Here is a 23,330-nt window from a genome sequence, read left to right as displayed (position 1 = left end):
GGCTAGGCTCGGGCACCGGCCGGGCCGGCGCCGAGGGGGCGGCCGCGTTGGCCGCCGACGTGGCCACCGAGGCCGCCAGTGCATCGACCAGCAAGCGGGCCACCTGGTCCGCCTGCGGCAGCGCGCGCAGCATCGGCTCGGTGCGGCGGAAGTGCCACGGCCGCGCGTGCGGCCACAGGTGCAGGTAGCCGATGCGGTCTTGCGCGTCGAGCACCAGCGCGATGTCTCCGGCGCGCGGTGCGTCGCCCTGCGCCTTGCCCAGCGCATGCAGGCGCACGGTCTCGATGCGCGACAGCGGCAGGTTGAAGGTGACGGTGAGCACGATGCCGATGCGCATCACCACGCGCCGGTCGGTGAGCGTGTAGGCGGTGTTGCGGCCGACCAGCAGGGCCAGCAGCGCGATGAAGCCCAGCGCCGCGGCGGCCAGCGGCAACGGCCACAGCATCGAGCCCAGCACCGCGCCGGCGCTGCCGCCGTCGACCGCGGTGGCCAGGCCGCGCCAGGCGATCAGCACGCCGAAGTACAGCGCGAACTTGCGCAGGTGAAAGCCGTGCCGGGCCAGCAGGCGCCAGTCGGGCGAGCCCTGCCACAGCAGGCGCTCGGTGGCGGGCAGCGGTTCGGGCAGGCCCGGCTCGGGCTCGCCGTCGTGCTCGCCGGTGGCGAGTTGTCGACTCATATCAGCGGCTCCAGGCGCGAGGGCTCGGCGTACAGTGTGCCGCCGCCGTAGTAGGCCATCACGCGGTCTTCCTCGAGCGAGGTGATCTCGTCGGGCGACTTGAGTTGCGGCACCGCGCCGAACTGCGTGGACAAGATCGAGGCGACGAAGACCTCGCGGTCGCCGCAGCGGGCAAAGTTCATCGGCAGCAGCACGCGGCGGCCGGTGGGGTCGCCGTCGACCTCGACCTCGAGGTAGCGGAAGATGGCTTCGGAGCGGTCGACCCACAGGTCGCGCACCGTGCCGCCGATCTTGTCGTCGGCGCCGATCACGTACATGCCGCGCGGATCAGGCCCCTGGTGCGCCACGCCGAAGTCCTTGGCCACGCGCAGTGGCACGATGCGCGGCCGGTCGTCCAGCGTCAGGTCGGGCTTGTCGCTGCGCAGCGTGTAGGCGCCGGGGCCGACGCCGTCGAGCATCGGGTTGCCGGTGGGCTCGATCGGTGAGCCGGGCACGCGCGAGGTGGGCTCGGCCAGCGGCAGCGGCTCCTTGAAGGTGTTGGGGCCCGGCGCGTAGCGGACTTCGCCGCTGCGCATCAGGAAGGACTTGGGTTCGGGCACCGACGGGAAGCCCTGGATCACGACGCGGCCGCCGCGGCCGTCCGATTCGAGCGGATAGCCTTCCCGCTTGTTCTCTCGGTGCAGGTAGTAGCACAGGCCTGCGAAGAAGATCCAGAACATGTAGAGCACGACCTGGGCGATGTCGATGTACGAGTTGATGGCGCCTTTGGGCATGGTGTTTCTCCTGACGTGAGCGCTCGGGGAGGGTGAGGGAGGTGGCGTAGAGGGTCGGGGGCCGCGGGTCGGTGGTCGATCAGCCGGGGAACTCGGCCAATCCGAAGCGATGGGGGTTGGGCCGCGGCGCGCCATGCCGGCGCACCAGCGGGCCGATGGCCACCAGGGTGGCGAACAGCAGGGCGATCTCGAGGTGGTAGACGACGCTGTAGCCGGTGGCCGGGCTGGCCAGGGCGGGGCCGAGCGCGCCGTCCATCGCCAGCGACGAGACGACGTCGCGCAGCGCGCCACCCAGCGCGATGGCGCTGCCCGCGGCGGTGGCCTGCACGGCGCCCCAGGCGCCGAGCGCCAGGCCGTGGCCGACCGGGGTCGCACCGCCGTGGCCGTCCTGCGGCACCGGCGCGTCCAGCGCCATCGCCACCGTGAGGGTGGCCACCGAGAACAGCCCGCCGCCGAAGCCGATCAGCGCCGTGCCGATGCGGAACAGCCACGCGGCCTGCAGCGGCTCGGCGAAGACCACCGCGGCGAAGGCGACCACGCCGACCAGTGCGCCATGGGCCGCCAGCCGGTTGGCGTCGGCGCCGCGCTGCAACCAGCGGGCGGCCAGCGCGAAGGCGGCCAGTGAGCCGCCGGCCAGCAGGGCCGTCAGCAGCGTGGTGGCACCGACGCCCAGGTGCAGGATCTGGCCGCCGTAGGGTTCGAGCAGCACGTCCTGCATGCTGAAGGCGGCGCTGCCCAGCGCCACGGCCACCAGCAGGCGCCTGGCATGGCGCTGGCCCACCAGTGCGCGCCAAGAGTCGCGGAAGGCCATCGCCGTGCGTGGCGCGGCGGCGCGGTTCGGGTCGCGTGCCTCCTGCTTCCACAGGGCCACGATGTTCAGTGCCATGGCCACCATCGCCGAGCCCTGGATCACCTGCACCAGGCGCACCGGGCTGAAGTTCGACAGCAGCGCGCCATAGGCCAGCGAGCTGGCGACCATGCCCAACAGCAGCATCACGTACAGCAGCGCGACCACGCGCGGGCGGGTCTCGGCCGGGGCCAGGTCGCTGGCCAGCGCCAGGCCGGCGGTCTGCGTGGTGTGCAGGCCCGCACCCACCAGCAGGAAGGCCAGGGCGCCGCCGAGCTGGCCCACCCAGGCCGGGCCGTGGCCCTCGCCGGTGAGCACCAGCAGCGCGAAGGGCATGATGGCCAGCCCGCCGAACATCATCAGCGAGCCAAACCACAGGTAGGGCACGCGCCGCCAGCCCAGGGCCGAGCGGTGCGTGTCGGACTTGAAGCCCACCAGCGCGCGCAGCGGCGCGAACAGGATCGGCAGCGCCACCATCAGCGACACCAGCCAGGACGACACGCCCAGCTCGACGATCATCACCCGGTTCAGCGTGCCGTTGAGCAGGGCCAGCGCCATGCCCACCGCCACCTGGAACAGCGACAGGCGCAGCAGACGCGGCAGCGGCAACTGGGCGCTGGCCGCATCGGCAAACGGCAGGAAGCGCGTGCCGACGCGGCTCCAGCCGCGGATCGCCAGCGCTTGAAATCGATTCACGCGCGGCCCCATCGCATCGCCTGCGAGGTGTAGAACCCGCTGGCCACGCGGGTGCTGCCCAGCGCGCGCCAGCCCTGCAGCGCGGGCTCGGCCGACAGCAGCTGCGACAGCGCTGCTTCGGCCACCGGCACGATGGACGGTGCGCGGTCGCCGCGCGGGAACAACCGGCCCACCGCGTGCATGGCGGCCAGGGCGGGCGTGCGCGGCGCGAAGGTGAAGACCATCGAGCCGGTGGTGCGCTCGGCCAGGCGGCCCAGCACGCGCGCGGCATCGGGCGCGTCGTAGTGGATGATCGAATCCATCGCCACCACGTGGTCGAAGCGGCCCAGCGCGGGGTCGAGCATGTCGCCCGAGCGGAAGTCGATCGAGCCCGGCCCCAGGTCGGCGGGCAGCCGCTCTCGCGCCAGTTGCACCAGCGTGGGCGACAGGTCGATGGCCACCACCTCGGCCCCGCGGCGCGCCATCGCCACCGCGGCAGCGCCGGTGCCGCAGCCGGCGTCGAGCACGCGCAGGCCGCTCAGATCGTCGGGCAGCCAGCCCAGCAGCGTGGCGCGCATGCGGTCGCGGCCGGCGCGCACCGTGGCGCGGATGCGGCCCACCGGCGCGTCGGAGGTCAATCGGGCCCAGGCCTGCGCGGCGGTGCGGTCGAAGTAGGTCTCGATCTCGCCGCGGCGCTGGTCGTAGGCAGGGGTTCGCATGTCCATGGTCGGCTCCGGGCGGATCAGTCGAAACCCAGCAGGTCGAAGATGTCGCGGTCTTTCAGCGGCACGGCGGGCAGCGGGTCGGGCCCCAGCCACAGCGTGGCGGCCAGGCGCAGGTACTCGCGCTGCACGGCCTCCAGCTCGGGGCTGGGCTCCATCTCGAACAGCGTGCTCTTCTTCAGGCGGCTGCGGCGGATCACGTCCAGGTCGGGGAAGTGCGCCGCCAGCTTCAGGCCGGTGCGCTCGTTGTACTTGTCGATCTGGTCGGTGGCCGCACTGCGGTTGGCGATGACGCCGCCCAGCCGCACGTTGTAGTTCTTGGCCTTGGTGCCGATGGCCTGCACGATGCGGTTCATCGCGAAGATGGAATCGAAGTCGTTGGCCGTGACAATCATCGCGCGGTCGGCGTGCTGCAGCGGCGCGGCAAAGCCGCCGCACACCACGTCGCCCAGCACGTCGAAGATCACCACGTCGGTGTCTTCGAGCAGGTGATGCTCCTTCAGCAGCTTGACGGTCTGGCCGACCACGTAGCCGCCGCAGCCGGTGCCGGCCGGCGGGCCGCCGGCCTCCACGCACATCACGCCGTTGTAGCCCTCGAAGACGAAGTCCTCGGGCCGCAGTTCCTCGGCATGGAACTGCACGGTCTCGAGCACGTCGATCACCGTGGGCAGCATGCGCTTGGTCAGCGTGAAGGTGCTGTCGTGCTTGGGGTCGCAGCCGATCTGCAGCACGCGCTTGCCCATCTTCGAGAAGGCGGCCGACAGGTTCGACGAGGTGGTGCTCTTGCCGATGCCGCCCTTGCCGTAGATGGCGAAGACCTTGGCGGTGCCGATCTTCAGGTTGGGGTCGAGCTGCACCTGCACGCTGCCCTCGCCGTCCTCGCGGCTGGTGGGGCGACGGATCGCATGGCCGTCGGCGCGGCGCAGTTCGGACAGGGGGACGTTGGCGACGTTCATGCGGCCATCCTTTCGGGGAAGACGCCTTCGAGGCGATCTTCGAGCTCTTCTCCCGCGCGCTTCAATGCATCGAGCATCTGGTCGTCCGGGGTCCAGTAGTGGCGCGCGTGCGCTTCCAGCAGCCGGTTGGCCAGCTTGGCCGACGCGGCAGGGTTCAGGGCGGCCAGGCGGTCGCGCATGGCCTCGTCGAGCATGAAGGTCTGCGTGAGCTGCTGGTACACCCAGGGCTGCACCTGGCCGGTGGTGGCCGACCAGCCCATCGTGTTGGTGATGGCGGCCTCGATCTGGCGCACGCCCTCGTAGCCGTGGGCCAGCATGCCCTCGTACCACTTCGGGTTGAGCATGCGGGTGCGGGTCTCGAGCGACACCTGCTCGCTGAGCGTGCGCACCGTGCCGTCGCCGCGCGTCTGATCGCCGATGTACACCGGCGCCATCGCGTCGCTGCCGCCGCCGGCCTTGCGCGCCCGCTGCGCGGCGCGGCTGATGCCGCCCAGCGTGTCGAAGTAGGTGTCGATGGTGGTGACGCCCAGTTCCACCGAGTCGAGGTTCTGGTAGGCCAGCTCCACGCCGGCCAGCACGCTGTTCAGCAGCCTGGGCTGCTTGCTCGGCCGGCCGCTGCGGCCGTAGGCGAAGCCCTTGCGACGCGTGTAGGTCTCGGCCAGTTCATCGTCCTCGTCCCAGCGGCTGTTGTCGATCAGCATGTTGACGTTGGCGCCGTAGGCGCCCTCGGCATTGCCGAACACGCGCAGCGAGGCGGTGTCGAGGTCGCAGCCGTGCTCGGCCTGGTAGGCCAGCGCATGCTTGCGCACGAAGTTGTGCTCGGCGGGCTCGTCGGCGCTGGCGGCCAGCCAGGCGGCCTCGGCCAGCAGCTTGATCTGCAGCGGCAGCAGGTCGCGGAAGATGCCCGACAGCGTGATCACCACGTCCACCCGCGGCCGGCCCAGCTCGGCCAGCGGCACCAACTCGGCACCGGCCAGGCGGCCATAGCCGTCGAAGCGCGGCCTGGCGCCGATCAGGGCCAGGGCCTGGGCCAGCGGGGCGCCTTCGCTCTTCAGGTTGTCGCTGCCCCACAGCACCAGCGCGATCGACTCGGGGAAGGCGTGGCCGTCGGCGACATGGCGGGCCAGCAGGCGCTCGGCCTGGCGCTGGCCGTCCTGCACCGCGAAGGCGCTGGGGATGCGGAAGGGGTCGAAGCCATGCAGGTTGCGGCCGGTGGGCAGCACGTCGGGGTTGTGCAGCAGATCGCCGCCGGGCGCCGGCCGAACATAGCGGCCATCCAGCGCGCGCAGGATGCCTTCGGTCTCGCGGTCCTCGGCCAGCAGCCGATTGGTCTCGGCCAGCTCGGCCAGGCGGGTCAGCAGCGGCGCATCGCCGGCCAGGCCGGCGTCCTTCAGCACCTGCGCCGGGGCCAGGCCCTGCACCACCAGGGCCTGCAGCAGGGCCCGCTGCTGCGCGGTGGGCAGCGCGGCCATCGCGTCGCCACCGGCCTCGCACAGCACGGCCAGCAGGTCCACGCGCTCGGCCGGTGTCGGCGGGCGGCCGACCACGTGCATGCCGTGCGGGATCAGCGTGTGCTCGAGTTCGACCACCTGCAACGTCAGCCGGTTCATCGCGGCGTCGGCGTCCGCCCCCCAGGCCGGCTCGGCGGGGGCCAGTTCCATCTCGGCGGCCTGCGCCTGCACCAGCGTGACCAGGGTGTCGCGCTCGGCCGCCGCCTCGGGCGGCAGCGCGCGCCAGCGCTCGAGCGAGGCCTTCAGGTCGATCAGGCCCTTGTACAGGCCCGCGGTGGCCACCGGCGGCGTGAGGTAGCTGATCAGCGTGGCGGCGGCGCGGCGCTTGGCGATGGCGCCTTCGGACGGGTTGTTCGACGCGTACAGGTACAGGTTGGGCAGCGCGCCGATCAGCCGCTCGGGCCAGCAGCTGCCCGACAGGCCGGTCTGCTTGCCGGGCATGAACTCGAGCGCGCCGTGGGTGCCGAAGTGCAGCACCACGTGGGCCCCGAAATCCTCGCGCAGCCAGCGGTAGAAGGCCGAGAAGGCATGCGTCGGCGCGAAGCCGCGCTCGAACAGCAGCCGCATCGGGTCGCCCTCGTGGCCCATGCCCGGCTGGATGCCGACGAAGACGTTGCCGAAGCGCTCGCCCAGCACGAAGATCGTGCTGCCGTCGCTGTTCTGCTTGCCTGGCGCCGGGCCCCAGGTGGCCTCGATGGCGGGCAGCCAGCGCTCGCGCCGCACGTGGTCGTCGGCGGGGATGCGCACGTGCACGTTGGCCAGCGCGCCCATGCGCTCGGCGTTGCCCTGGATGATGCGGTCGCGCAGCGCATCCACGGTGGGCGGCACGTCGACCGTGTAGCCCTCGCGCTGCATCGCGCGCAGCGTGTTGTGCAGCGACTCGAACACCGACAGGAAGGCGGCGGTGCCGCTGTTGCCGGCGTTGGGCGGGAAGTTGAACAGCACGCAGGCCACCTTGCGCTGCGCGCGCTGGCTGCGGCGCAGCGCCACCAGCTTGGCCACGCGGGCCGACAGCGCGTCGGCGCGCTCGCTGCAGGTCTGCATGTCGTGGGCGTCGTGCACGCCGTTGAAACGGCAGGCGCGGTCGCAGCCGGTGCAGGCGGTGCCGCCGGCGGCGCTGCGGCCACCGAAGACCATCGGCGCGGTGCAGCCGTCGAGCTCGGGGATGGCGACCATCATGGTCGACTCCACCGGCAGCAGGCCGCGCTCGGAGCCGCCCCACTGCTCGAGCGTCTGGAATTCCACCGGCATCACCGACAGATAAGGCACATCGAGCGCGGCCAGCGTGTCCTCGGCCGCCTTGGCGTCGTTGTAGGCCGGGCCGCCGACGAGCGAGAAGCCCGTGAGCGAGACCAGTGCGTCCACCGTGGCGCGGCCGTCCTGCAGGAAGAACTTCTCCACCGCCGGGCGGGCGTCGAGACCGGTGGCGAAGGCCGGAAGCACGCGCAGGCCGCGCGCCTCCAGCGCGGTGATCACACCGTCGTAGTGCGCGGTGTTGCCGGCCAGCAGGTACGAGCGCAGCAACAGCAGGCCGACGGTGCCGTTGGGGCCGCTGGTGGCCACGCGCGGCAGGGCGCTGGCCTCGTGCGACAGCCGGCCGGGCATGCGCGGGTGGTAAAGGCCCAGCTCGGGGTAGTCGATCGGGGCGGCGGGCTTGACCAGCGCGCGGTAGCCTTCGCGCGGCCCCGCGGCGTAGCGGTGCACCAGCAGCTGCACCAGGCCGGCCATGTTCTCGTGCGAGCCGGCCAGCCAGTACTGCAGCACCAGGAAGTAGGCCCGCACGTCCTGCGCGGTGCCGGGGATGAAGCGCAGGATCTGCGGCAGCCGGCGCAGCATGGTCATCTGCCGGGCGCCGGCGCTGGCCTTGGTCTCGCCTTCCTTCTCGCCCTTGCCGGACATCCTGGCGCGCAGCTTCTTCAGCAGCGCCATCGCCCCGGTGGCCTCGCCGTCCATGCTGAAGCGGCCCATGCGGGTGAGCTTCATCACCTCGCCGGCGCACATGGCGCAGACCATCGCGTCGCAGGCCTCGCGGCGCGCCTTCAATGCGGCGAGCATCGGGCGGAAGTGGTCCTCCATGAACAGCATGGTGGCGATGACGATGTCGCCCTGCGCGATGTCGTCGCGGCAGCGCTGCAGGGCCTCGTCGTCGTCGCCCCATTCGGAGGCGGCGTGCACCGACAGGCTCAGGCCCGGCAGGTCGCGCGCCAGCACCTGCCGCGCGCGCGCCGCGGCACTGATGATGTGGCTGTCCATCGTGACCAGTACCACCCGCATCGCGGGGGCCTGGCCGTCAGGCGCTGAAGTGCGCTTTGGCATCGTAGAGGGTCTCGACGGTGATGGTGGCCACGCCACGGTCGCGTGCATAACGCTCGGTGTTGCGGCGGGCCTTGCCGCGCACGAAGAACGGGATCTTGTGCAGTTCCTTCTCGGCCTCGGGCGCCCAGCCCAGCTCGATCGGGCTGCTGGGCACGGCCGTGGCAACGGCCGGTGATTCGATCGGTGCCGCCGGCACCGCCTTCACGGCCGGCGCCATCGCCGGCACGTCGGCGGCGGGCACCGCGCGCAGCGCCGTGGCGGCCGAGCCCAGGTGCGACGGCGCGGCTTCGGCATGGAACTCGAAGTCGTCGCGGAACATCGTGAGCAGGTGCTCCTCTAGCCCCATCATCAGCGGGTGCACCCAGGTGTCGAACATCACGTTCGCGCCTTCGATGCCCATCTGCGGCGAGTAGCGCGCGGGGAAGTCCTGCACGTGCACCGGGGCCGAGATCACCGCGCAGGGCAGGCCCAGGCGCTTGGCGATGTGCCGCTCCATCTGCGTGCCCAGCACCAGCTCGGGGTGGGCTTCCGTGATGCGCGACTCGACTTCGAGGTAGTCGTCGGTGATCAGCGGCTCGACGCCGTACAGCGTGGCGGCCTCGCGCAGCTCGCGGGCGAACTCGCGGCTGTAGCTGCCCAGGCCCACCACGGTGAAGCCCATCTCGCGCGAGGCCACGCGCGCCGCGGCGATGGCGTGGGTGGCGTCGCCGAAGACGAAGACGCGCTTGCCGGTGAGGTAGGTGGAATCGACCGACTGCGCGTACCAGCGCGCGCGCCACTCGATGCGCTCGAGCGCGGGTGCGGGGTTCACGCCGGCCAGTTCGGCCACGCGGTGGATGAAGTCGGTGCTGGCGCCGATGCCGATGGGCACCACGCCGACGAAGGGCTGGCGGTGGGTGCGCTCCAGCCAGCGCGCGGCCAGGCTGGCCACCTCGGGGTAGAGCACCACGTTGAAGTCGGCGCCGGGCAGCCGTGCCAGGTCGGCCGGCGTGGCGCCGAGCGGGGCCACCACGTGCACGTCCACGCCGATCAGGGCCAGCAGCTCGGTCACCTCGCGCACGTCGTCGCGGTGGCGGAAGCCCAGCGCCGTGGGCCCCAGCAGGTTGCAGCACGGCCGGGCGCCACTGTCGCGCGGCGCGGCCGGTGCCTTGGCCAGGTGCCGCACCAGCTGGTAGAAGGTTTCGGCGGCGCCCCAGTTCTCCTTGCGCTGGTACGACGGCAGTTCGAGCGGGATCACCGGGATCGGCAGGTCCAGCGCCTGGGCCAGGCCACCGGGGTCGTCCTGGATCAGCTCGGCGGTGCACGAGGCGCCGACGATCATCGCCTGCGGGCGGAAGCGCTCGTAGGCCTCGCGCACCGAGCGCTGAAACAGCTCGGCCGTGTCGCCGCCCAGGTCGCGCGCCTGGAAGGTGCTGTAGGTGACCGGCGGGCGCTCGCGGCGGCGCTCGATCATCGTGAACAGCAGGTCGGCGTAGGTGTCGCCCTGCGGCGCGTGCAGCACGTAGTGCAGGCCGCGCATCGCGGTGGCCACGCGCATCGCACCGACGTGCGGCGGGCCTTCGTAAGTCCAGAGTGTGAGCTGCATGGGGCGCTTTCGTGCTCAGGCCGCCAGGCGGGTGCGGCGGTCGAGCGGACGGGCGAACAGCGCGGCCAGGTCGCCGGCCTGTTCGTAGCCGTGCACCGGCGAGAACACCAGTTCGATCGACCACTTGGTGGCGATGCCCTCGGCCTCGAGCGGGTTGGCCAGGCCCAGGCCGCAGACCACCAGGTCGGGCCGCGCGGCGCGGCAGCGGTCGAGCTGGCGTTCGACGTCCTGGCCTTCGCTGAGCAGCGTGCCGGCGGGCAGCAGGGCCATCTCGGCGGCCAGGTGCTGGCGGTGCAGGTAGGGCGAGCCCACCTCCACCAGCTGCATGCCCAGTTCGCGCGCGGCGAAGCGCGCCAGCGGCACCTCGAGCTGCGAATCGGGGAAGAAGAAGATGCGCTTGCCGGCCAGCACCGCGCGCTGCCGCGCCAGGGCCTGCCGGGCACGCTCGCGCGGGGCGGCCACGGCGGCCTCGAAGCGCTGCGCATCGACACCGAAGGCGGTGGCCGCGGCCTGCAGCCACAGCGTGCTGCCCTCGTCGCCGAACGGGAAGGGGGCGGGCAGCCGCTGCGCGCCACGCGCCTCCAGCGCGCGCGCCGTGTCGGCCAGGAAGGGCTGGGCCAGCAACAGGCGGGTGCGCGGCCCCACGGCCGGCATCGAGCCCGCGCGCCGCGCCGGCAGGAAGGCCACGCGCTCGATGCCCATGACCTGCAGCAGGCGCCCGAACTGGTCTTCCACCACGTCGGGCAGCGTGCCCACCACCATCAGCGAGTCGGCCGCACCGGGTGGCTCGGCGGGCAGGCCGGGCACCAGCGATGCGAGGCAGGCGTCCTCGCCCTGGGTGAAGGTGGTCTCGATGCCGCTGCCGGAGTAGTTGAGCACCCGCACGCGCGGCAGGAACTGCGCCGACAGCCGCTCGGCGGCGCGCGACAGGTCGAGCTTGATCACCTCGGACGGGCACGAGCCGACGAGGAACAGCAGCTTGATGTCGGGCCGGCGCTCGAGCAGGCGACCGACCACGCGGTCGAGCTCGGCGTTGGCGTCGGCCAGGCCGGCCAGGTCGCGTTCGTCGATGATGGCCGTGCCGAAGCGCGGCTCGGCGAAGATCATCACGCCGGCGGCCGACTGCACCAGGTGTGCGCAGGTGCGCGAGCCGACGACCAGGAAGAACGCGTCCTGGATCTTGCGGTGCAGCCAGACGATGCCGGTGAGGCCGCAGAACACCTCGCGCTGGCCGCGCTCTCGCAGCACGTGGTCAGCCGCGGCGGCCGGTGCGCAGCCACGGCTGCCGAGTTGCGGTGCGGCGACCACCGCGGTGTCGGCCTGGCTCATGTCGAGGCCCCGCTCGTGGTCATCATCGGGCCCGTGCTGCGTGCGCGGTCGAGCCGGGCGGCGCGCAGCTTCAGCACGAACTGCGCTGCGTTGATCACGTAGGCGGCATAGGCCGCCAGCGCCAGCCACATCAGCGACCGCGTCGACCAGGCGCCGGTGACCAGCCCCCCCAGGTAGGCGGTGTGCAGCGCCAGCACCAGCATGCTGAACACGTCTTCCCAGAAGAAGGGCCGCGCGAACAGGTAGACGCCGAAGACCCGCTTCTCCCAGATCGAGCCGGTGACCATGATGGTGTACAGCAAGGCGGTCTTGACGACCACCGACACGGTGGCGGCCACCTCGCCCTGCCCGTTGGCGAGGTAGCGCAGCACCAGCACCAGGCTGATGCCGAAGGCCAGGAACTGGATCGGGGCCAGCACACCCTGCACCAGGGTCCAGGGCGTGGCGTCGCGGCGCGCGCGCTCGTCGGTGGTGTACAGCGGCGAGCGGGAGGGGTGGCGGTGGATCGTGGACAAGGGGCTTCCTGCGTGCTGAGCCCCAATCTAGCCCTGCGGCGAGAAAGTGTCAATAAAGATTGACGTTCATAAAAAGTGACGCTACCGTCGAGGCCATGTTGAAGCCACTGGCCCCGGCCGAGTTGGATCGGGGCCCCTGGCACTCGAGGGTGGCGGTTGCCAGCCGGCGATTTCCAGATGGGTTTTCCGCAGGTGCTTTGACAGGCCAGCGGTACAGGCGTACAACGCGCTCGGGTTGACACAGGAATGGCACAGAGTATTGGCGATGGTCCCCATGTTCGGGGCCTTCGGAACACCGGCAACGACGCCTGCAAGGGCGGTCTGGTTGGCTTGCCGGGGTTGGCGAAAGGCGGCCGCTACATCGCGTATCGAGGAGACGCGGAATGACAGGATGGACCCAGGCGCGGCAGGCCATGGCAGATCTGGAGCAGCAGTGCGACGCTGCCATGCTCCGCCAGGAACCCGGGCGCTTCGCCCTCGACGCAGCGGACACGCTCTTCCGCACCGTTGAAACCGAGATCATCCCCCGGCTGATGCTGCTGCACCGCCAGGATGGCGGCGCCCAGCGCAGCCTGGGCGCCAGCAACGACCGCGTGTCCATCGGCCCGTCGCATGTGCTCGAGTTCTGCGACATCGTGCTGGACAGCCGTGAGCGCGCCGAAACCTACCTGCAAAACCTGCTGCACCTGGGCGTCGACCTCGAAGCCCTGTGCCTGCAGTTGTTGGCGCCCACTGCGCGCCACCTCGGCGAACTGTGGAGCGCCGACCTCTGCGAGTTCACCGATGTCACCATCGCGTTGGCGCGCCTGCAGGGTCTGCTGCGCTTTCTCTCGGTGGATACCCGCATGCCGCGGCAGGCCAGCAGCATGGGGCGAACCGCGCTCTTTGCGCCGGCGCCGGGCGAGCAGCACACCTTCGGCCTGACCATGGTGTGCGATTTCTTCCGCTCGTCCGGCTGGGACGTGTGGACCGACACGCCTTCGGGCAACGAGGCCCTGGTTGCACTGGTGCGGGATCGCCGGTTCGACGTGGTGGGTTTCTCGATCGGCAACGACCGCGCCCTCCAAGCGCTGGCCGAGCTGATCCGTGCTGTCAGAACTTCATCCAGGAACCGCGCCGTGCGCGTGCTCGCCGGCGGGCCCTTGCTGATTGCGCGACCGCAGATCGCCGCCCTGGTGGGCGCCGACGCCACGGCCGTGGATGCAAGGCAAGCTATGCTTGAGGCCGAAAGGCTGGTTGCCGCGCGGGACGAGGGCAGGTGAGCACAACAAGAGATCCAACAAAGATCGGCAATCAGGGCGACCGGGCGAACAGCCCGGGTGCGCGAGCCTTTGCGGCACCGCGCAAGTCGCTGGAAGCGCTGGATGCACTGGGCGCCGCCGCACTCATCGAGGCCGCCTCCGACATCGCCCTGGTGCTCGACCGCCGGGGCGTGATCCAGGACATCTCGGTGAGCCTGGACGATCTGGCCCCCGAAAGCTATGCCGGCTGGCTGGGCCGCCCCTGGTCCGAGGTGGTGACGCTGGAAAGCCGCACCAAGGTGGAATCGCTGCTGGACGACGCCGTCGACGGCGCGCCGCGGCGCTGGCGCCACATCAACCACCCGCTGGGGCGCGGTGCCGATCTGCCGGTGCTCTATTCCACTGTGCGCCTGGGCACCAAGGGCCGTGTCGTGGCCTTTGGCCGCGACCTGCGGGCCCTGTCCAGCCTGCAGCAGCGCCTGGTCGATGCACAGCACACGCTCGAGCGCGACTACTGGCGCCTGCGCCACGTCGAGACGCGCTACCGGTTGCTGTTCGACATGGCCTCCGAGGCCTTGCTCATCGTCGATGCCGCCACGTCCAAGGTGGTCGAGGCCAACCCTGCGGCGCTCGAGCAACTCGGCCTGCCGGCCCGTCGTGTCACCGGCCAGGCCTTCCCGCTGGGCCTGCCCGACAAGGGCCTGCGCGACGTGACCACGCTCATCAGCCAGGTGCGCAGCACCGGCCGCAGCGACGAGGTGCGGGTGCGCGGGGCGCAGGGCCAGGCCGAGCTGATGGTCGGGGCCACGCTGTTCACCCAGGAAGACACCAAGCTGCTGCTGGTGCGCATGCGGTCGGCGCGGGTGGGCATGGCGGCCGCGCCGGCGCCCGCAGGCCGCAGCGCCATCCTGCAGGTGGTCGAGCGCGCGACCGACGGCTTCGTCGTCACCGATTTCGATGGCCGCGTGCTGTTGGCCAACCCTTCCTTCGTCGAGCTCACCCAGCAGGCCACCGAGGAGCAGGTGCGCGGCCAGACGCTCGACCGCTGGCTGGGCCGGCCGGGCGTCGACCTGAGCGTGCTGCTGGCCACCTTGCGGCAGCAGGGCTCGGTGCGCCTGTTCGCCACCAGCCTGCGCGGCGAGCACGGCGCGCAGGCCGATGTCGAGATCTCCGCCGTGGCCGTGCCCGAGGGCGAGCCGCCCTGCATGGGCTTCACCGTGCGCCACGTCGGCCGCCGCCTGGGCGTCGACCTGCAGGCCGGCAAGGCCGCGCCGCGCTCGGTGGAGCAACTCACCCAGCTGGTCGGCCGCATGCCGCTGAAAGACCTGGTGCGCGAATCCACCGACCTCATCGAGCAGCTGTGCATCGAGGCCGCGCTCAAGCTCACGCAGGACAACCGCGCCTCGGCCGCCGAAATGCTGGGCCTGTCGCGCCAGAGCCTATACGTCAAGCTGCGCCGCTACGGCCTGGGCGACCTGGGCGCCGACAGCGAACGCTGATCAGGGGGGGCGCGGGCCATGGCCCGCTGTCGTCGGGGTGGCGCTGTCGCCATCCAAGCGTCGCGTGAAGCGACGCCACAAACACTTGCCACCAGCGTCCGGCGCCACGCCCGGGCGGTGGCTTCAGTCCACCCCGCCGGTCAGGGCGTCCAGCCGCCGCAGTTCAGCACCGGCGCGGGCGCCCAGCGCTCTAGCAGCGCGGCGCAGCGTGTCGTCCAGTGAAACCGGGTCTCGGGGCGCGCCGGCGCGGGCGCTGCCTTGCGCGGCGCGGGCCAGGGGGTCGGATGCGGCATTGCAGTCTTCATGGGCCACCTCGGGCAGGGTCTGGCACCGAGCCGGCGCACGGCGATTGCCGCGCACCGTGTGGATGCCGTGGTGTGTAAATTACACTTGACACTTGCCTGTGTCAAGCAAAGAATGATTTGCATGGCCACCTTGTCCGGCACCTCTGCACCCTCGCGCCCGTCGCTGGCGACGGTGGCCGAACTGCTCAAGCCCATCACCTGGTTCCCGCCGATGTGGGCCTTCGGCTGCGGTGTCGTGGCCTCGGGGCTGCCGCTGGCCGACCGCTGGGCCATGGTGCTGCTGGGCATCGTGCTGGCCGGGCCGATGGTGTGCGCCACCAGCCAAGCGGTGAACGACTGGTTCGACCGCCACGTCGACGCCATCAACGAGCCGAACCGGCCCATCCCGTCGGGCCGCATGCCCGGCCGCTGGGGCCTGTACATCGCGGTGCTGTGGACCGGGTTGTCGCTGGGCGTGGCGTCGCTGCTGGGCCCCTGGGGCTTCGTTGCCGCGCTGATCGGGCTGGCGCTGGCCTGGGCCTACAGCGCACCGCCGATCCGCCTGAAGCGCAATGGCTGGTGGGGCAATGCTGCGTGTGCCTTGTGTTATGAAGGCCTGGCCTGGGCCACCGGCGCGGCGGTGATGGCCTTCGGCACCCTGCCACAGGCCAGCTCGCTGGGCCTGGCGCTGCTGTACAGCGCGGGGGCGCACGGCATCATGACGCTGAACGACTTCAAGTCGATCGAGGGCGATCGGCGCATGGGCATCGGCTCTCTGCCGGTGCGCCTGGGGGTGGACGGCGCGGCGCGCGCGGCCTGCCTGTTCATGCTGCTGCCCCAAGCGGTGGTGGTGGCGCTGCTGGCGGTGTGGCAATGCCCCTGGCATGCGCTGGCGGTGGCCGGTCTGATGGTGGCGCAGGCGGCCATGATGCGCAGCTTCCTGGCCAACCCCATCGCCCGCGCCACCTGGTACAGCGGCTTCGGCGTGCCGCTGTATGTGCTGGGCATGCTGGTCAGCGCGTTCGCGCTGCGCGCCGCGAGCGGAGCTGCAGGATGAGATCCGACGACTTTGGCTGGGGCCGCATCGCGCGGCTCGGGCTGGTGCAGGCCGCGCTGGGCGCGATCGTGGTGCTCACCACATCCACGCTCAACCGCGTGATGGTGGTGGAACTGGCCCTGCCGGCGCTGCTGCCCGGTGTGCTGGTGGCGCTGCACTACCTGGTGCAGATCTCGCGCCCGCGCATGGGCCATGGCAGCGATGTGGGTGGCCGCCGCACGCCGTGGATCGTCGGCGGCATGGCGCTGCTGGCCGCCAGCGGCGTGGTGGCCGCGCTGGCCACGGTGTGGATGGGCACCAACCCCGTGGCCGGCACGCTGCTGGCCATGCTGGGCTTTGCCGGCATCGGGCTGGGCGTCAGCGCCAGCGGCACCTCGCTGCTCGTGCTGCTGGCCAAGCGGGTGCGGCCCGACCGCCGCGCCGGCGCTGCCACCCTGGTGTGGCTGATGATGATTGTCGGCTTCGCGGTCACCGCCGGCGTGGCCGGCAAGCTGCTCGACCCGTACTCGCCCGCGCGGCTGCTGGCGGTGTGCTCGGGCGTGTCGGTGCTGGCCCTGCTGCTCACGCTGGCGGCCCTGGCCGGGCTCGAAGGCCGGCATGCCGGCACGGCACAGGCGACCGACGACGAGGCCCCGGTGGCCCCGGGCGAGTTCAAGGCCGCGATGCAGGCGGTGTGGGCCGATGCACGGGCGCGGCGCTTCGCCATCTTCGTGTTCGTGTCGATGCTGGCCTACAGCGCGCAGGACCTGATCCTCGAGCCCTTCGCCGGCGCGGTGATGGGCTACACGCCCGGCCAGTCCACCAGCCTGTCGGGCGTGCAGCACGGCGGGGTGCTGGTGGGCATGCTGATGGCCGCCGCGGCGGGCCGCAGCTGGCGTGGCCGGCGCTTCGGCACGCTGCGCGGCTGGACCGTCGGCGGCTGCATCGCGTCGGCACTGGCGATGGCCGGGCTGGTGGTGTCGGGCCTGGTCGGGCAGGCCTTCCCGTTCAAGCCCACGGTGTTCGTGCTCGGCATGGCCAACGGGGCGTTCTCGATCGCGGCCATCGGCTCGATGATGCAGCTGGCCACCGAGGGCACCGGCTCACGCGAAGGCGTGCGCATGGGCCTGTGGGGCGCAGCCCAGGCCATCGCCTTCGGCCTGGGCGGGCTCATCGGCACCGGCATGAGCGACCTGTCGCGGCTGCTGTTCGCCTCGCCCGGCGCGGCCTACGCCAGCGTGTTCGCGCTGGAAGGCGCGATGTTCCTGGTGGCCGCCCGCATCGCTGCCCGCAGTGCCGCCGCCGGCAGTGCCGCCACCGGCCCGGCGCGGGCCGACCGGCCGCCGGCCGCCACCCCGATGGAGAGTTCGCCATGAACACCCCCCGCCCCCGTGACACAGACGCCGGCACCCAGCCCGGCGCCGCCGCCGACCCCGAAGAGTTCGACGTGGTCATCGTCGGCGGCGGCCCCGCCGGCGCCACTGCCGCGCACGAGCTGGCGCGCCAGGGCCGCCGCGTGCTGCTACTCGACCGCGCCGGGCGCACCAAGCCCTGCGGCGGCGCCATCCCGCCGAGGCTGATGCGCGATTTCACGATCCCCGAATCGCTGCTGGTGGCGCGCGCCACCACCGCCCGCATGGTGTCGCCCAGCGATCAGAAGGTCGACATCCCGATCGAGAACGGCTATGTGGGCCTGGTCGACCGCGACACCTTCGACGAATGGCTGCGCCAGCGCGCGGCACTGGCCGGTGCGGTGCGCCGTGTGGGCGTCTTCGAGCGGCTCGACCGCGATGCCGACGGCACGCGCCGCGTGCACTACCAGGCCCGCGACATCCACCAGCACGGTCTGGCCAGGCCAGCCAGTGTGCGCGCGCTTTGCGTGATAGGAGCGGATGGCGCCCGCTCCGAGGTGGCGCGCCAGTCGGTAGTCGGGTGGGACCAGGGCCGCTTCGTCTTCGCCTACCACGAGATCCTGAAGGCGCCGCCCGACGACACCGCCGGCTACGACGGCTCGCGCTGCGACGTGGTCTACCGCGGCACCATCTCGCCCGATTTCTACGGCTGGGTCTTCCCGCATGGCCGCACCATGAGCGTGGGCACGGGCAGCGCCGACAAGGGCTTCTCGCTGCGCGGCGCAGTGGCCCGGCTGAGGCAGGAGAGCGGCCTGGAATCGCTGGAAACCTTGCGCCGCGAAGGCGCTCCGATCCCGCTGAAGCCCCTGCCGCGCTGGGACGATGGCCGCGACGTGGTGCTGGCGGGCGACGCCGCTGGCGTGGTGGCGCCGGCGTCGGGCGAGGGCATCTATTACGCCATGCTCGGCGGGCAATTGGCCGGCGAGGCGGCGCAGGCCTTCCTGGCCACCGGCGACGCGCGCGCGTTGGGCCAGGCCCGCAAGCGCTTCATGCGCGAGCACGGACGCGTGTTCTGGGTGTTGGGCATGATGCAGTACTTCTGGTACCGCAACGACCGCCGTCGCGAGCGCTTCGTCAGCATCTGCCGAGACCGCGACGTGCAGCAGCTCACCTTCGATGCCTACATGAACAAGCGACTCGTGCGCAGCCGGCCCATGGCCCACGTGCGCATCTTCTTCAAGGACATGGCGCACCTGCTCGGACTCGTGCGCGCATGAGGTCGCTGCGCACGCGCGCCGTCGGCGTGGCCGCCGGTTGTGCGGTGCTGGTGGCCTTGATCGGCGGCCTGGCCACCGACATCGGGCCCTGGTACGCCAGCCTGAAACGGCCATGGTGGCAGCCGCCGGACTATCTGTTCGGCCCGGTCTGGACCGTGATCTATGCGCTGTGCACGCTGTCGGGCGCCAGCGCCTGGAACGCACTGACCGATGTCCGAGCGCGCCAGTGGCTATTGGTGCTGTGGAGCGCCAACGCCTTCCTCAACGTGCTGTGGAGCCTGCTGTTCTTCCGCCTGCACCGGCCCGACTGGGCGCAGATGGAGGTGGGGCTGCTGTGGCTGTCGGTGGCGGCGCTGATCGCCTTCTCGACGCGCGCGCACCGCGCGGCCGGCCTACTGCTGTGGCCCTACCTGGCGTGGGTGACCTTCGCAGCCTTCCTCAACTTCCACGTCGTGCGCCTGAACGCACCCTTCGGCGGCGCCTGAGCGCGCCCGGCGATGGCACCGAGTTGACCCGATGGACATCCACCTGCCAGTGGGCTGGACGCTGGTCACCATAGTCGATGCGCTGCTCGTCTTCACCGCGCTAGAGATCGCTGCGCTGTGGGCCTGGCACCGCGTCACCGGTCGCGGCATCGCGCTGCGTGAGGTGTGGGCCACGCTGCTGGCCGGCGCCATGCTGATGCTGGCGCTGCGCTGTGCGCTGACACCGGGCTGGACGCTGCCAACCCTGGCCTGTCTGGCGACCGCCGGCCTGGGCCATGCCATCGACCTGCGCAGCCGACGGCGGGCCTCGGCAACGCAAGGCCGCGCATCCGACGCGCCCGGCGGTGCTTGATCTGTCCCAGGCCCAAGCAACTCGACGTGCCGAATGGCTTTTGTGTCACCCCAGGCGCGTTGCGCCGGACGTGCTCCGGCGTCTCATCAATGCCTGACTGAGCGCAGCCAAAAAATTTCCGATGCGCCGATGCCTGGGAACTCTTGCTGCGTCCCTGTGCCGCTTGGGGCGGCCCAGGATGGAGACTTGGTGGGAGCCTGCGATTCCTGCACTGATGCTCGCGGGCTTGGCTGCCATAGCTGCAACGCGTTGGCGCCGGAGCAGACGTCTTCTCCGAAATGGACTGTAGCGTCTCTGCGTCTCTCGTTGCGCGAGCCCTCAAATCACGAATCGGCACACGTTGCGCGAACTGCCCTGCAACCCTGGTTCACGCTTGACCGTTCGATGAACGGCTGTTTGCCTGTCGGTGCTATGGCTGGTGTGGGTCGGTACTGTCAGTCCTGGTGACGGCGAAGCGGTCGGCGGCGTTTGCCCTCCGGATCGATGGAGGTCTATGACCGCACCACCTCGTACAGCGGCTATTCGGGCCAGCACAGGCAGCACTGTCCAATGTTCGCTTGGTGCCGGTCAGCGTGAGTACCCCGCCCACCGGCCAGTGTCGGCATACGCTGCAAAGCAGAGGTTCCAGTGCAATGGTTTTGCTGACGGATGATCTGATAGGCACGGTCAGCTTTCGGTCGGCGTCAACAACCTGTCGCGGGCCGAAGGCGTGCAAGTCTTGTTCTCGGCCGTTTGCAGGCTACCTGTTTACGTCAGCGCGTTCCGTATGGAGTGGTCCGCTCTCCAGCCGCTTGTCGGGGTCGTATCGTTTGCAGCTACCGACAGGCTCGCTGCGATAGTCAAATCTGAGTTCCACGTAATCGTTCCAACGAACCGCTATGGATTCTTCCTCAAGCAATCCCTTAGCTTACTGACGTATTCGGCGCTGCGCTGTGGCATGTTGAGCCCGCAGGCGAACAGAATGTACGGGTCGACCGGCCGAATCGCCTGCGCTAGGAATGCCAGCTCAGCCTTCATTTGCTCGCCTGCGAATATGTACTGAAAGTAGTGCGTGCCGATGTGGGAACGGGTGACCAGCGTGTCGGCGAGTCGGCCGGTCAGCCCGTATCGGTAGGCGATCGTCCGGGCAGCTTCGACAGTGCTCGGGCATTCGGGAGTGCCACACCCTTCTCGGAAGTAGCGCCTTAGGGTCGCTTCCGTCGTGGCGATGAAGCGCGCGTCGCGAATCGCGAAGTCCAACTGGTACAGAAGTACTGCCGTTTCGTCCTCCAGAACGTCGCGCAGGAGGGGCACCCTGAGCAGGTCTTCAGCGGCAACTCCGGAGCCTTCGGCAGCGATGCCGTCGTCCGTTGCGACCTTGGACGGGTCCGGGGCATGGGCGATCGCAGCAGCGCGCACGGCATGGCGCAGTTCGTGCAGCATTAGGCTGTAGTACTCCAGCAGGCTTCGGGGCGTGGCCAAGCCGAGCCGGATCACGCCCGACTGGTCGGTCGATGCGCTGCCGTCATCAGTGAGGACGAGTTTCACCTGCTTCAGAACTGGATCTATCGGAATGGGATAGTTCCGGTATCGCTTAAGCAACCAGTCTTGGACTTCACCGAACATCACCTTCGCCTTGGCAACGTCGGCCGGTCGCAAATTACCGTCCTGCAACCCTCCGAGTGAATGTACCTTCTGGCGCACAGTCTCCTTCCATATGTTGGCGGCGGGGCCGTCCTTCGTGCCCTGTGCCGCGTCCAGCATAAGTGCGATTTGCTCCTTGAACCGCCCGAAGGCCTCTTCATTGGTGATCGCCTGAAGTACTCGCTCCTTCTGACCAACGGTAAGCACCGCATTGTTCGGGAAGACCGCCTGAACGGCCGCAGCCGCGACCTGTCGGTACGAGGCCACCTTCACGCGCCGGAACTCATCCACCTGCCCGGCGTATTTCGCCATTGAAGTGTCATCATCGTTGCGTACGCGCTGCTCGGCGGTGAACGCCTCCCACAACGTCTCGCGATCGGAGGCCGTGTAGGTCGTATAGGCTGGAAGATTGGCGCCAGCTCGCTCGAGCCACCAGCGTCGCAAGGTGCGCATCGCCTTCGCGGTCAGCGGCGACCCGACAGCAACGAATTCCTGGATCTCGTCGTCGATGCCGCTGTTGCAAAGGTCATGGTCGCGGGCTGCTGGAAATGTGCCCGTGTCCGCCCACTTGAGCGCCGTGTTGAGTAGGTACACCGCATTGAACTCCTGCACCGCGTCCTCCTCGTCGCGGAAGACCTTTGGCAGTCCCTTGTCGCCCTTGTAGCCCATCGTGATCATGTATCCGGCGCCCGACAACTGGCATGGCAAGTGCCAGTCTTGCCCCCCGCGCTTGGCTATGAATGATCCGGCGCGCAGCACACGTGCATTTAGCCTCGCTTCGTCGCGTAAACGACGCTCCGACGGTGAAAGGGAGTTGTCGGCGATTTCGCGCAGTTGTTGAGCCACGGTGGCGGCGTACCCACGGATGTCGACGTAGGCCGAGGCGTCAGGCAGCGGGAACGAGTTGAACCTCGACTGGCCGTCCCAGTCGATGTTGGGCATGGTGCCGAAAGGGTAGGAAATGCTGGCGCGGTACGCAGCGAACTCGACCAAGTACAGACGCACCAAGGCCCGACGCAACGCGGCGTTCTGGAGGCGGCTCAGGGAAAAGCCGGGCGCCGAGTCTGCGATCGCATGGCCGAGGTAGCGGTCCATGGCCTCCGTCATCTTCGGCGTTGGACAGCCAAGCAGAATGGTTTCCTTTTTCAGGAGCGCATCGCTGTTCCACTCCAATCGGAACCAGGCCAAGCGCTCCGCGGCGGCATTTTGGAGCACAGCCCTCGTGCCTGCGGGGAGGTCGATCCAGGCTGTGCCATCGGGAATGCCCTGCAGCACGTCCAGAATTCGAGCTGACGCCGCTGGTTTCGGCGCTGGCGCGGGCATCGAACTGCAATCGGCATGGGCGCGCGATGAGCTGACGGCCATGGCGGCATAGAAGATGCAACAGGCGCAGGATCGCGAGAACAGGCTGCTCATGTAGGTTCTCCAGCGCACGAAGAGGTATCAGCATACAGAACAAGGGCAGGGCAGTTCGCGCGTGCAGCCGAGCAAGGCGATGCAGACGCGCAGTTCAAACTGGCGCGCCAATACCTGCGAGGCCAGGGGGTGCCGGCCGATGCCGCCCTGACGGCGCAGTTAATGGCCAAGTCGGCATGGCAACAGCATGCGCTCGCGATGGCTTGTCTTGGCGGCATGCACGCCGACGGCACAGGCGTTGCCCGATGATCACTCGGCGCACTCCTCGACGCAGTGCATATTTTGAGACGCAATCATGAGACATCAGAAGTTCGCCCGTGCTCAGGGTCGCCAGCCGAGACCAGTACGCAATCCGTCGTATTCCTCTTCGGCGGGTCCACCCCTAACCTGCTGACCCATACCTACTACCCTTCTGAGGTGTCCATAATGTGCCGCTACTCGCTCAAGTGCATCCGCGACATCGTCCTTAAATTGCTGGACGTCATCGACCATATCCACCCCACGCAGCGGGGTGTAGTGGTGATCGTGCTTCTGTATTGCCTCTTCGGCCGAGAAGTGCCGTGGGCGGCGATCAACGCTCTGATGACATGAGGTCGCTTGTGAGTGCAGGACACCATCAAGGTCGACGTGCTGCACTCGCTGTCGGGCTCGATGGCCATCTCGGAAATGGTGCTCAAGGACACCATCCTGATGGCCATCGACGAGATCGACACCAAGGGCGGCCTGCTGGGCAAGAAGCTCGAGCCGGTGGTCGTCGACCCGGCTTCGTACTGGCCGCTGTTTGCCGAGAAGGCCAAGCAGCTGATCAGCCAGGACAAGGTGGCCGTGGTCTTCGGCTGCTGGACCAGCGTGTCGCGCAA

At 69.9% G+C, this 23,330-nt stretch carries 20 protein-coding genes; 9 read left to right on the top strand and 11 right to left on the bottom strand.

Features of this window, described 5'->3' with window-relative positions; translation table 11 throughout:
• The 9 genes from puhB to bchF all read right to left on the bottom strand — a co-directional run.
• On the bottom strand, nucleotides 1–676 hold a 676-nt coding region (gene puhB / locus EOINJALH_RS09330; protein ID WP_088280080.1), incomplete at its 3' end, for a photosynthetic complex putative assembly protein PuhB.
• A complete protein-coding gene (gene puhA, locus EOINJALH_RS09325) occupies nucleotides 673–1,449 on the bottom strand; it encodes a photosynthetic reaction center subunit H (protein WP_088280079.1) in 777 nt (258 codons plus the stop codon). The genes puhA and puhB, both read right to left, overlap by 4 nt.
• A 79-nt stretch (nucleotides 1,450–1,528) precedes the next feature.
• Nucleotides 1,529–2,992, bottom strand: coding sequence for a BCD family MFS transporter (locus tag EOINJALH_RS09320; RefSeq protein WP_234413745.1), 1,464 nt, complete (start codon nucleotides 2,990–2,992; stop codon nucleotides 1,529–1,531).
• A complete protein-coding gene (gene bchM / locus EOINJALH_RS09315) occupies nucleotides 2,989–3,696 on the bottom strand; it encodes a magnesium protoporphyrin IX methyltransferase (protein ID WP_234413744.1) in 708 nt (235 codons plus the stop codon). The genes EOINJALH_RS09320 and bchM overlap by 4 nt, the downstream gene beginning before the upstream one ends.
• A gap of 17 nt (nucleotides 3,697–3,713) precedes the next feature.
• Nucleotides 3,714–4,649, bottom strand: coding sequence for a ferredoxin:protochlorophyllide reductase (ATP-dependent) iron-sulfur ATP-binding protein (gene bchL, locus EOINJALH_RS09310; RefSeq protein WP_088280077.1), 936 nt, complete (start codon nucleotides 4,647–4,649; stop codon nucleotides 3,714–3,716).
• Complete coding sequence (locus EOINJALH_RS09305) at nucleotides 4,646–8,434, bottom strand: magnesium chelatase subunit H (RefSeq protein ID WP_234413743.1); 3,789 nt, start codon at nucleotides 8,432–8,434, stop codon at nucleotides 4,646–4,648. Before EOINJALH_RS09305 ends, bchL begins: the two co-directional genes overlap by 4 nt.
• Nucleotides 8,435–8,450: 16 nt before the next feature.
• On the bottom strand, nucleotides 8,451–10,061 hold the full coding sequence (bchB, locus tag EOINJALH_RS09300) for a ferredoxin:protochlorophyllide reductase (ATP-dependent) subunit B (RefSeq protein ID WP_088280075.1): 1,611 nt from the start codon (nucleotides 10,059–10,061) through the stop codon (nucleotides 8,451–8,453).
• 15 nt (nucleotides 10,062–10,076) lie between these two features.
• Nucleotides 10,077–11,390 carry a ferredoxin:protochlorophyllide reductase (ATP-dependent) subunit N gene (locus tag EOINJALH_RS09295; protein WP_088280074.1) on the bottom strand — a complete coding sequence of 438 codons (1,314 nt, stop codon included), beginning with the start codon at nucleotides 11,388–11,390 and terminating at the stop codon, nucleotides 10,077–10,079.
• Complete coding sequence (gene bchF, locus EOINJALH_RS09290; protein WP_088280073.1) at nucleotides 11,387–11,905, bottom strand: 2-vinyl bacteriochlorophyllide hydratase; 519 nt, start codon at nucleotides 11,903–11,905, stop codon at nucleotides 11,387–11,389. The genes EOINJALH_RS09295 and bchF overlap by 4 nt, the downstream gene beginning before the upstream one ends.
• A 383-nt stretch (nucleotides 11,906–12,288) precedes the next feature.
• Between bchF and EOINJALH_RS09285 the strand changes: the two genes are divergently transcribed.
• Entirely contained in the window at nucleotides 12,289–13,167 is an 879-nt protein-coding gene (locus EOINJALH_RS09285; protein WP_088280072.1) for a B12-binding domain-containing protein, read from the top strand.
• Nucleotides 13,164–14,645, top strand: a complete 1,482-nt coding sequence (gene ppsR / locus EOINJALH_RS09280; protein ID WP_234413742.1) for a transcriptional regulator PpsR — start codon at nucleotides 13,164–13,166, stop codon at nucleotides 14,643–14,645. Before EOINJALH_RS09285 ends, ppsR begins: the two co-directional genes overlap by 4 nt.
• 123 nt (nucleotides 14,646–14,768) lie before the next feature.
• Here ppsR and EOINJALH_RS31130 read toward each other — a convergent pair whose 3' ends face one another.
• Nucleotides 14,769–14,957 (bottom strand): hypothetical protein, encoded by a 189-nt coding sequence (locus EOINJALH_RS31130; RefSeq protein ID WP_144289945.1) that lies wholly within the window; start codon nucleotides 14,955–14,957, stop codon nucleotides 14,769–14,771.
• A gap of 114 nt (nucleotides 14,958–15,071) precedes the next feature.
• Here EOINJALH_RS31130 and chlG point away from each other — a divergent pair, with 114 nt between their 5' ends.
• Genes chlG through EOINJALH_RS09255 form a run of 5 tightly spaced genes read left to right on the top strand, consistent with a single transcriptional unit; the run spans nucleotide 15,072 to nucleotide 19,431 of the window.
• Nucleotides 15,072–15,986 carry a chlorophyll synthase ChlG gene (chlG, locus tag EOINJALH_RS09275; protein WP_088280071.1) on the top strand — a complete coding sequence of 305 codons (915 nt, stop codon included), beginning with the start codon at nucleotides 15,072–15,074 and terminating at the stop codon, nucleotides 15,984–15,986.
• Nucleotides 15,983–17,341: a BCD family MFS transporter gene (locus EOINJALH_RS09270; RefSeq protein WP_088280070.1), complete on the top strand. Its 1,359-nt coding sequence runs from the start codon at nucleotides 15,983–15,985 to the stop codon at nucleotides 17,339–17,341. Before chlG ends, EOINJALH_RS09270 begins: the two co-directional genes overlap by 4 nt.
• On the top strand, nucleotides 17,338–18,594 hold the full coding sequence (locus EOINJALH_RS09265) for a geranylgeranyl diphosphate reductase (RefSeq protein ID WP_088280069.1): 1,257 nt from the start codon (nucleotides 17,338–17,340) through the stop codon (nucleotides 18,592–18,594). The genes EOINJALH_RS09270 and EOINJALH_RS09265 overlap by 4 nt, the downstream gene beginning before the upstream one ends.
• Nucleotides 18,591–19,079 (top strand): TspO/MBR family protein, encoded by a 489-nt coding sequence (locus EOINJALH_RS09260; RefSeq protein WP_088280068.1) that lies wholly within the window; start codon nucleotides 18,591–18,593, stop codon nucleotides 19,077–19,079. The genes EOINJALH_RS09265 and EOINJALH_RS09260 overlap by 4 nt, the downstream gene beginning before the upstream one ends.
• Nucleotides 19,080–19,110: 31 nt before the next feature.
• Entirely contained in the window at nucleotides 19,111–19,431 is a 321-nt protein-coding gene (locus EOINJALH_RS09255; protein ID WP_088280067.1) for a hypothetical protein, read from the top strand.
• Nucleotides 19,432–20,307: 876 nt separating this feature from the next.
• Here EOINJALH_RS09255 and EOINJALH_RS09250 read toward each other — a convergent pair.
• Complete coding sequence (locus EOINJALH_RS09250) at nucleotides 20,308–22,470, bottom strand: hypothetical protein (RefSeq protein WP_144289944.1); 2,163 nt, start codon at nucleotides 22,468–22,470, stop codon at nucleotides 20,308–20,310.
• Between the two features lie 426 nt (nucleotides 22,471–22,896).
• On the opposite strand from EOINJALH_RS09250, the gene EOINJALH_RS31670 reads away from it, so the two are divergent.
• Together EOINJALH_RS31670 and EOINJALH_RS32630 are read left to right on the top strand one after the other, a co-directional pair.
• Nucleotides 22,897–23,061 (top strand): hypothetical protein, encoded by a 165-nt coding sequence (locus EOINJALH_RS31670; protein WP_158219708.1) that lies wholly within the window; start codon nucleotides 22,897–22,899, stop codon nucleotides 23,059–23,061.
• A gap of 60 nt (nucleotides 23,062–23,121) precedes the next feature.
• The coding region (locus EOINJALH_RS32630) for a transporter substrate-binding protein (protein ID WP_404872749.1) at nucleotides 23,122–23,330 on the top strand (209 nt) is incomplete at its 3' end.

This window comes from Ideonella sp. A 288, from assembly GCF_002198735.1.
In the GTDB taxonomy this organism is placed as follows: domain Bacteria; phylum Pseudomonadota; class Gammaproteobacteria; order Burkholderiales; family Burkholderiaceae_C; genus Pseudaquabacterium.
This window is presented reverse-complemented; position numbering and strand designations above follow the sequence as displayed.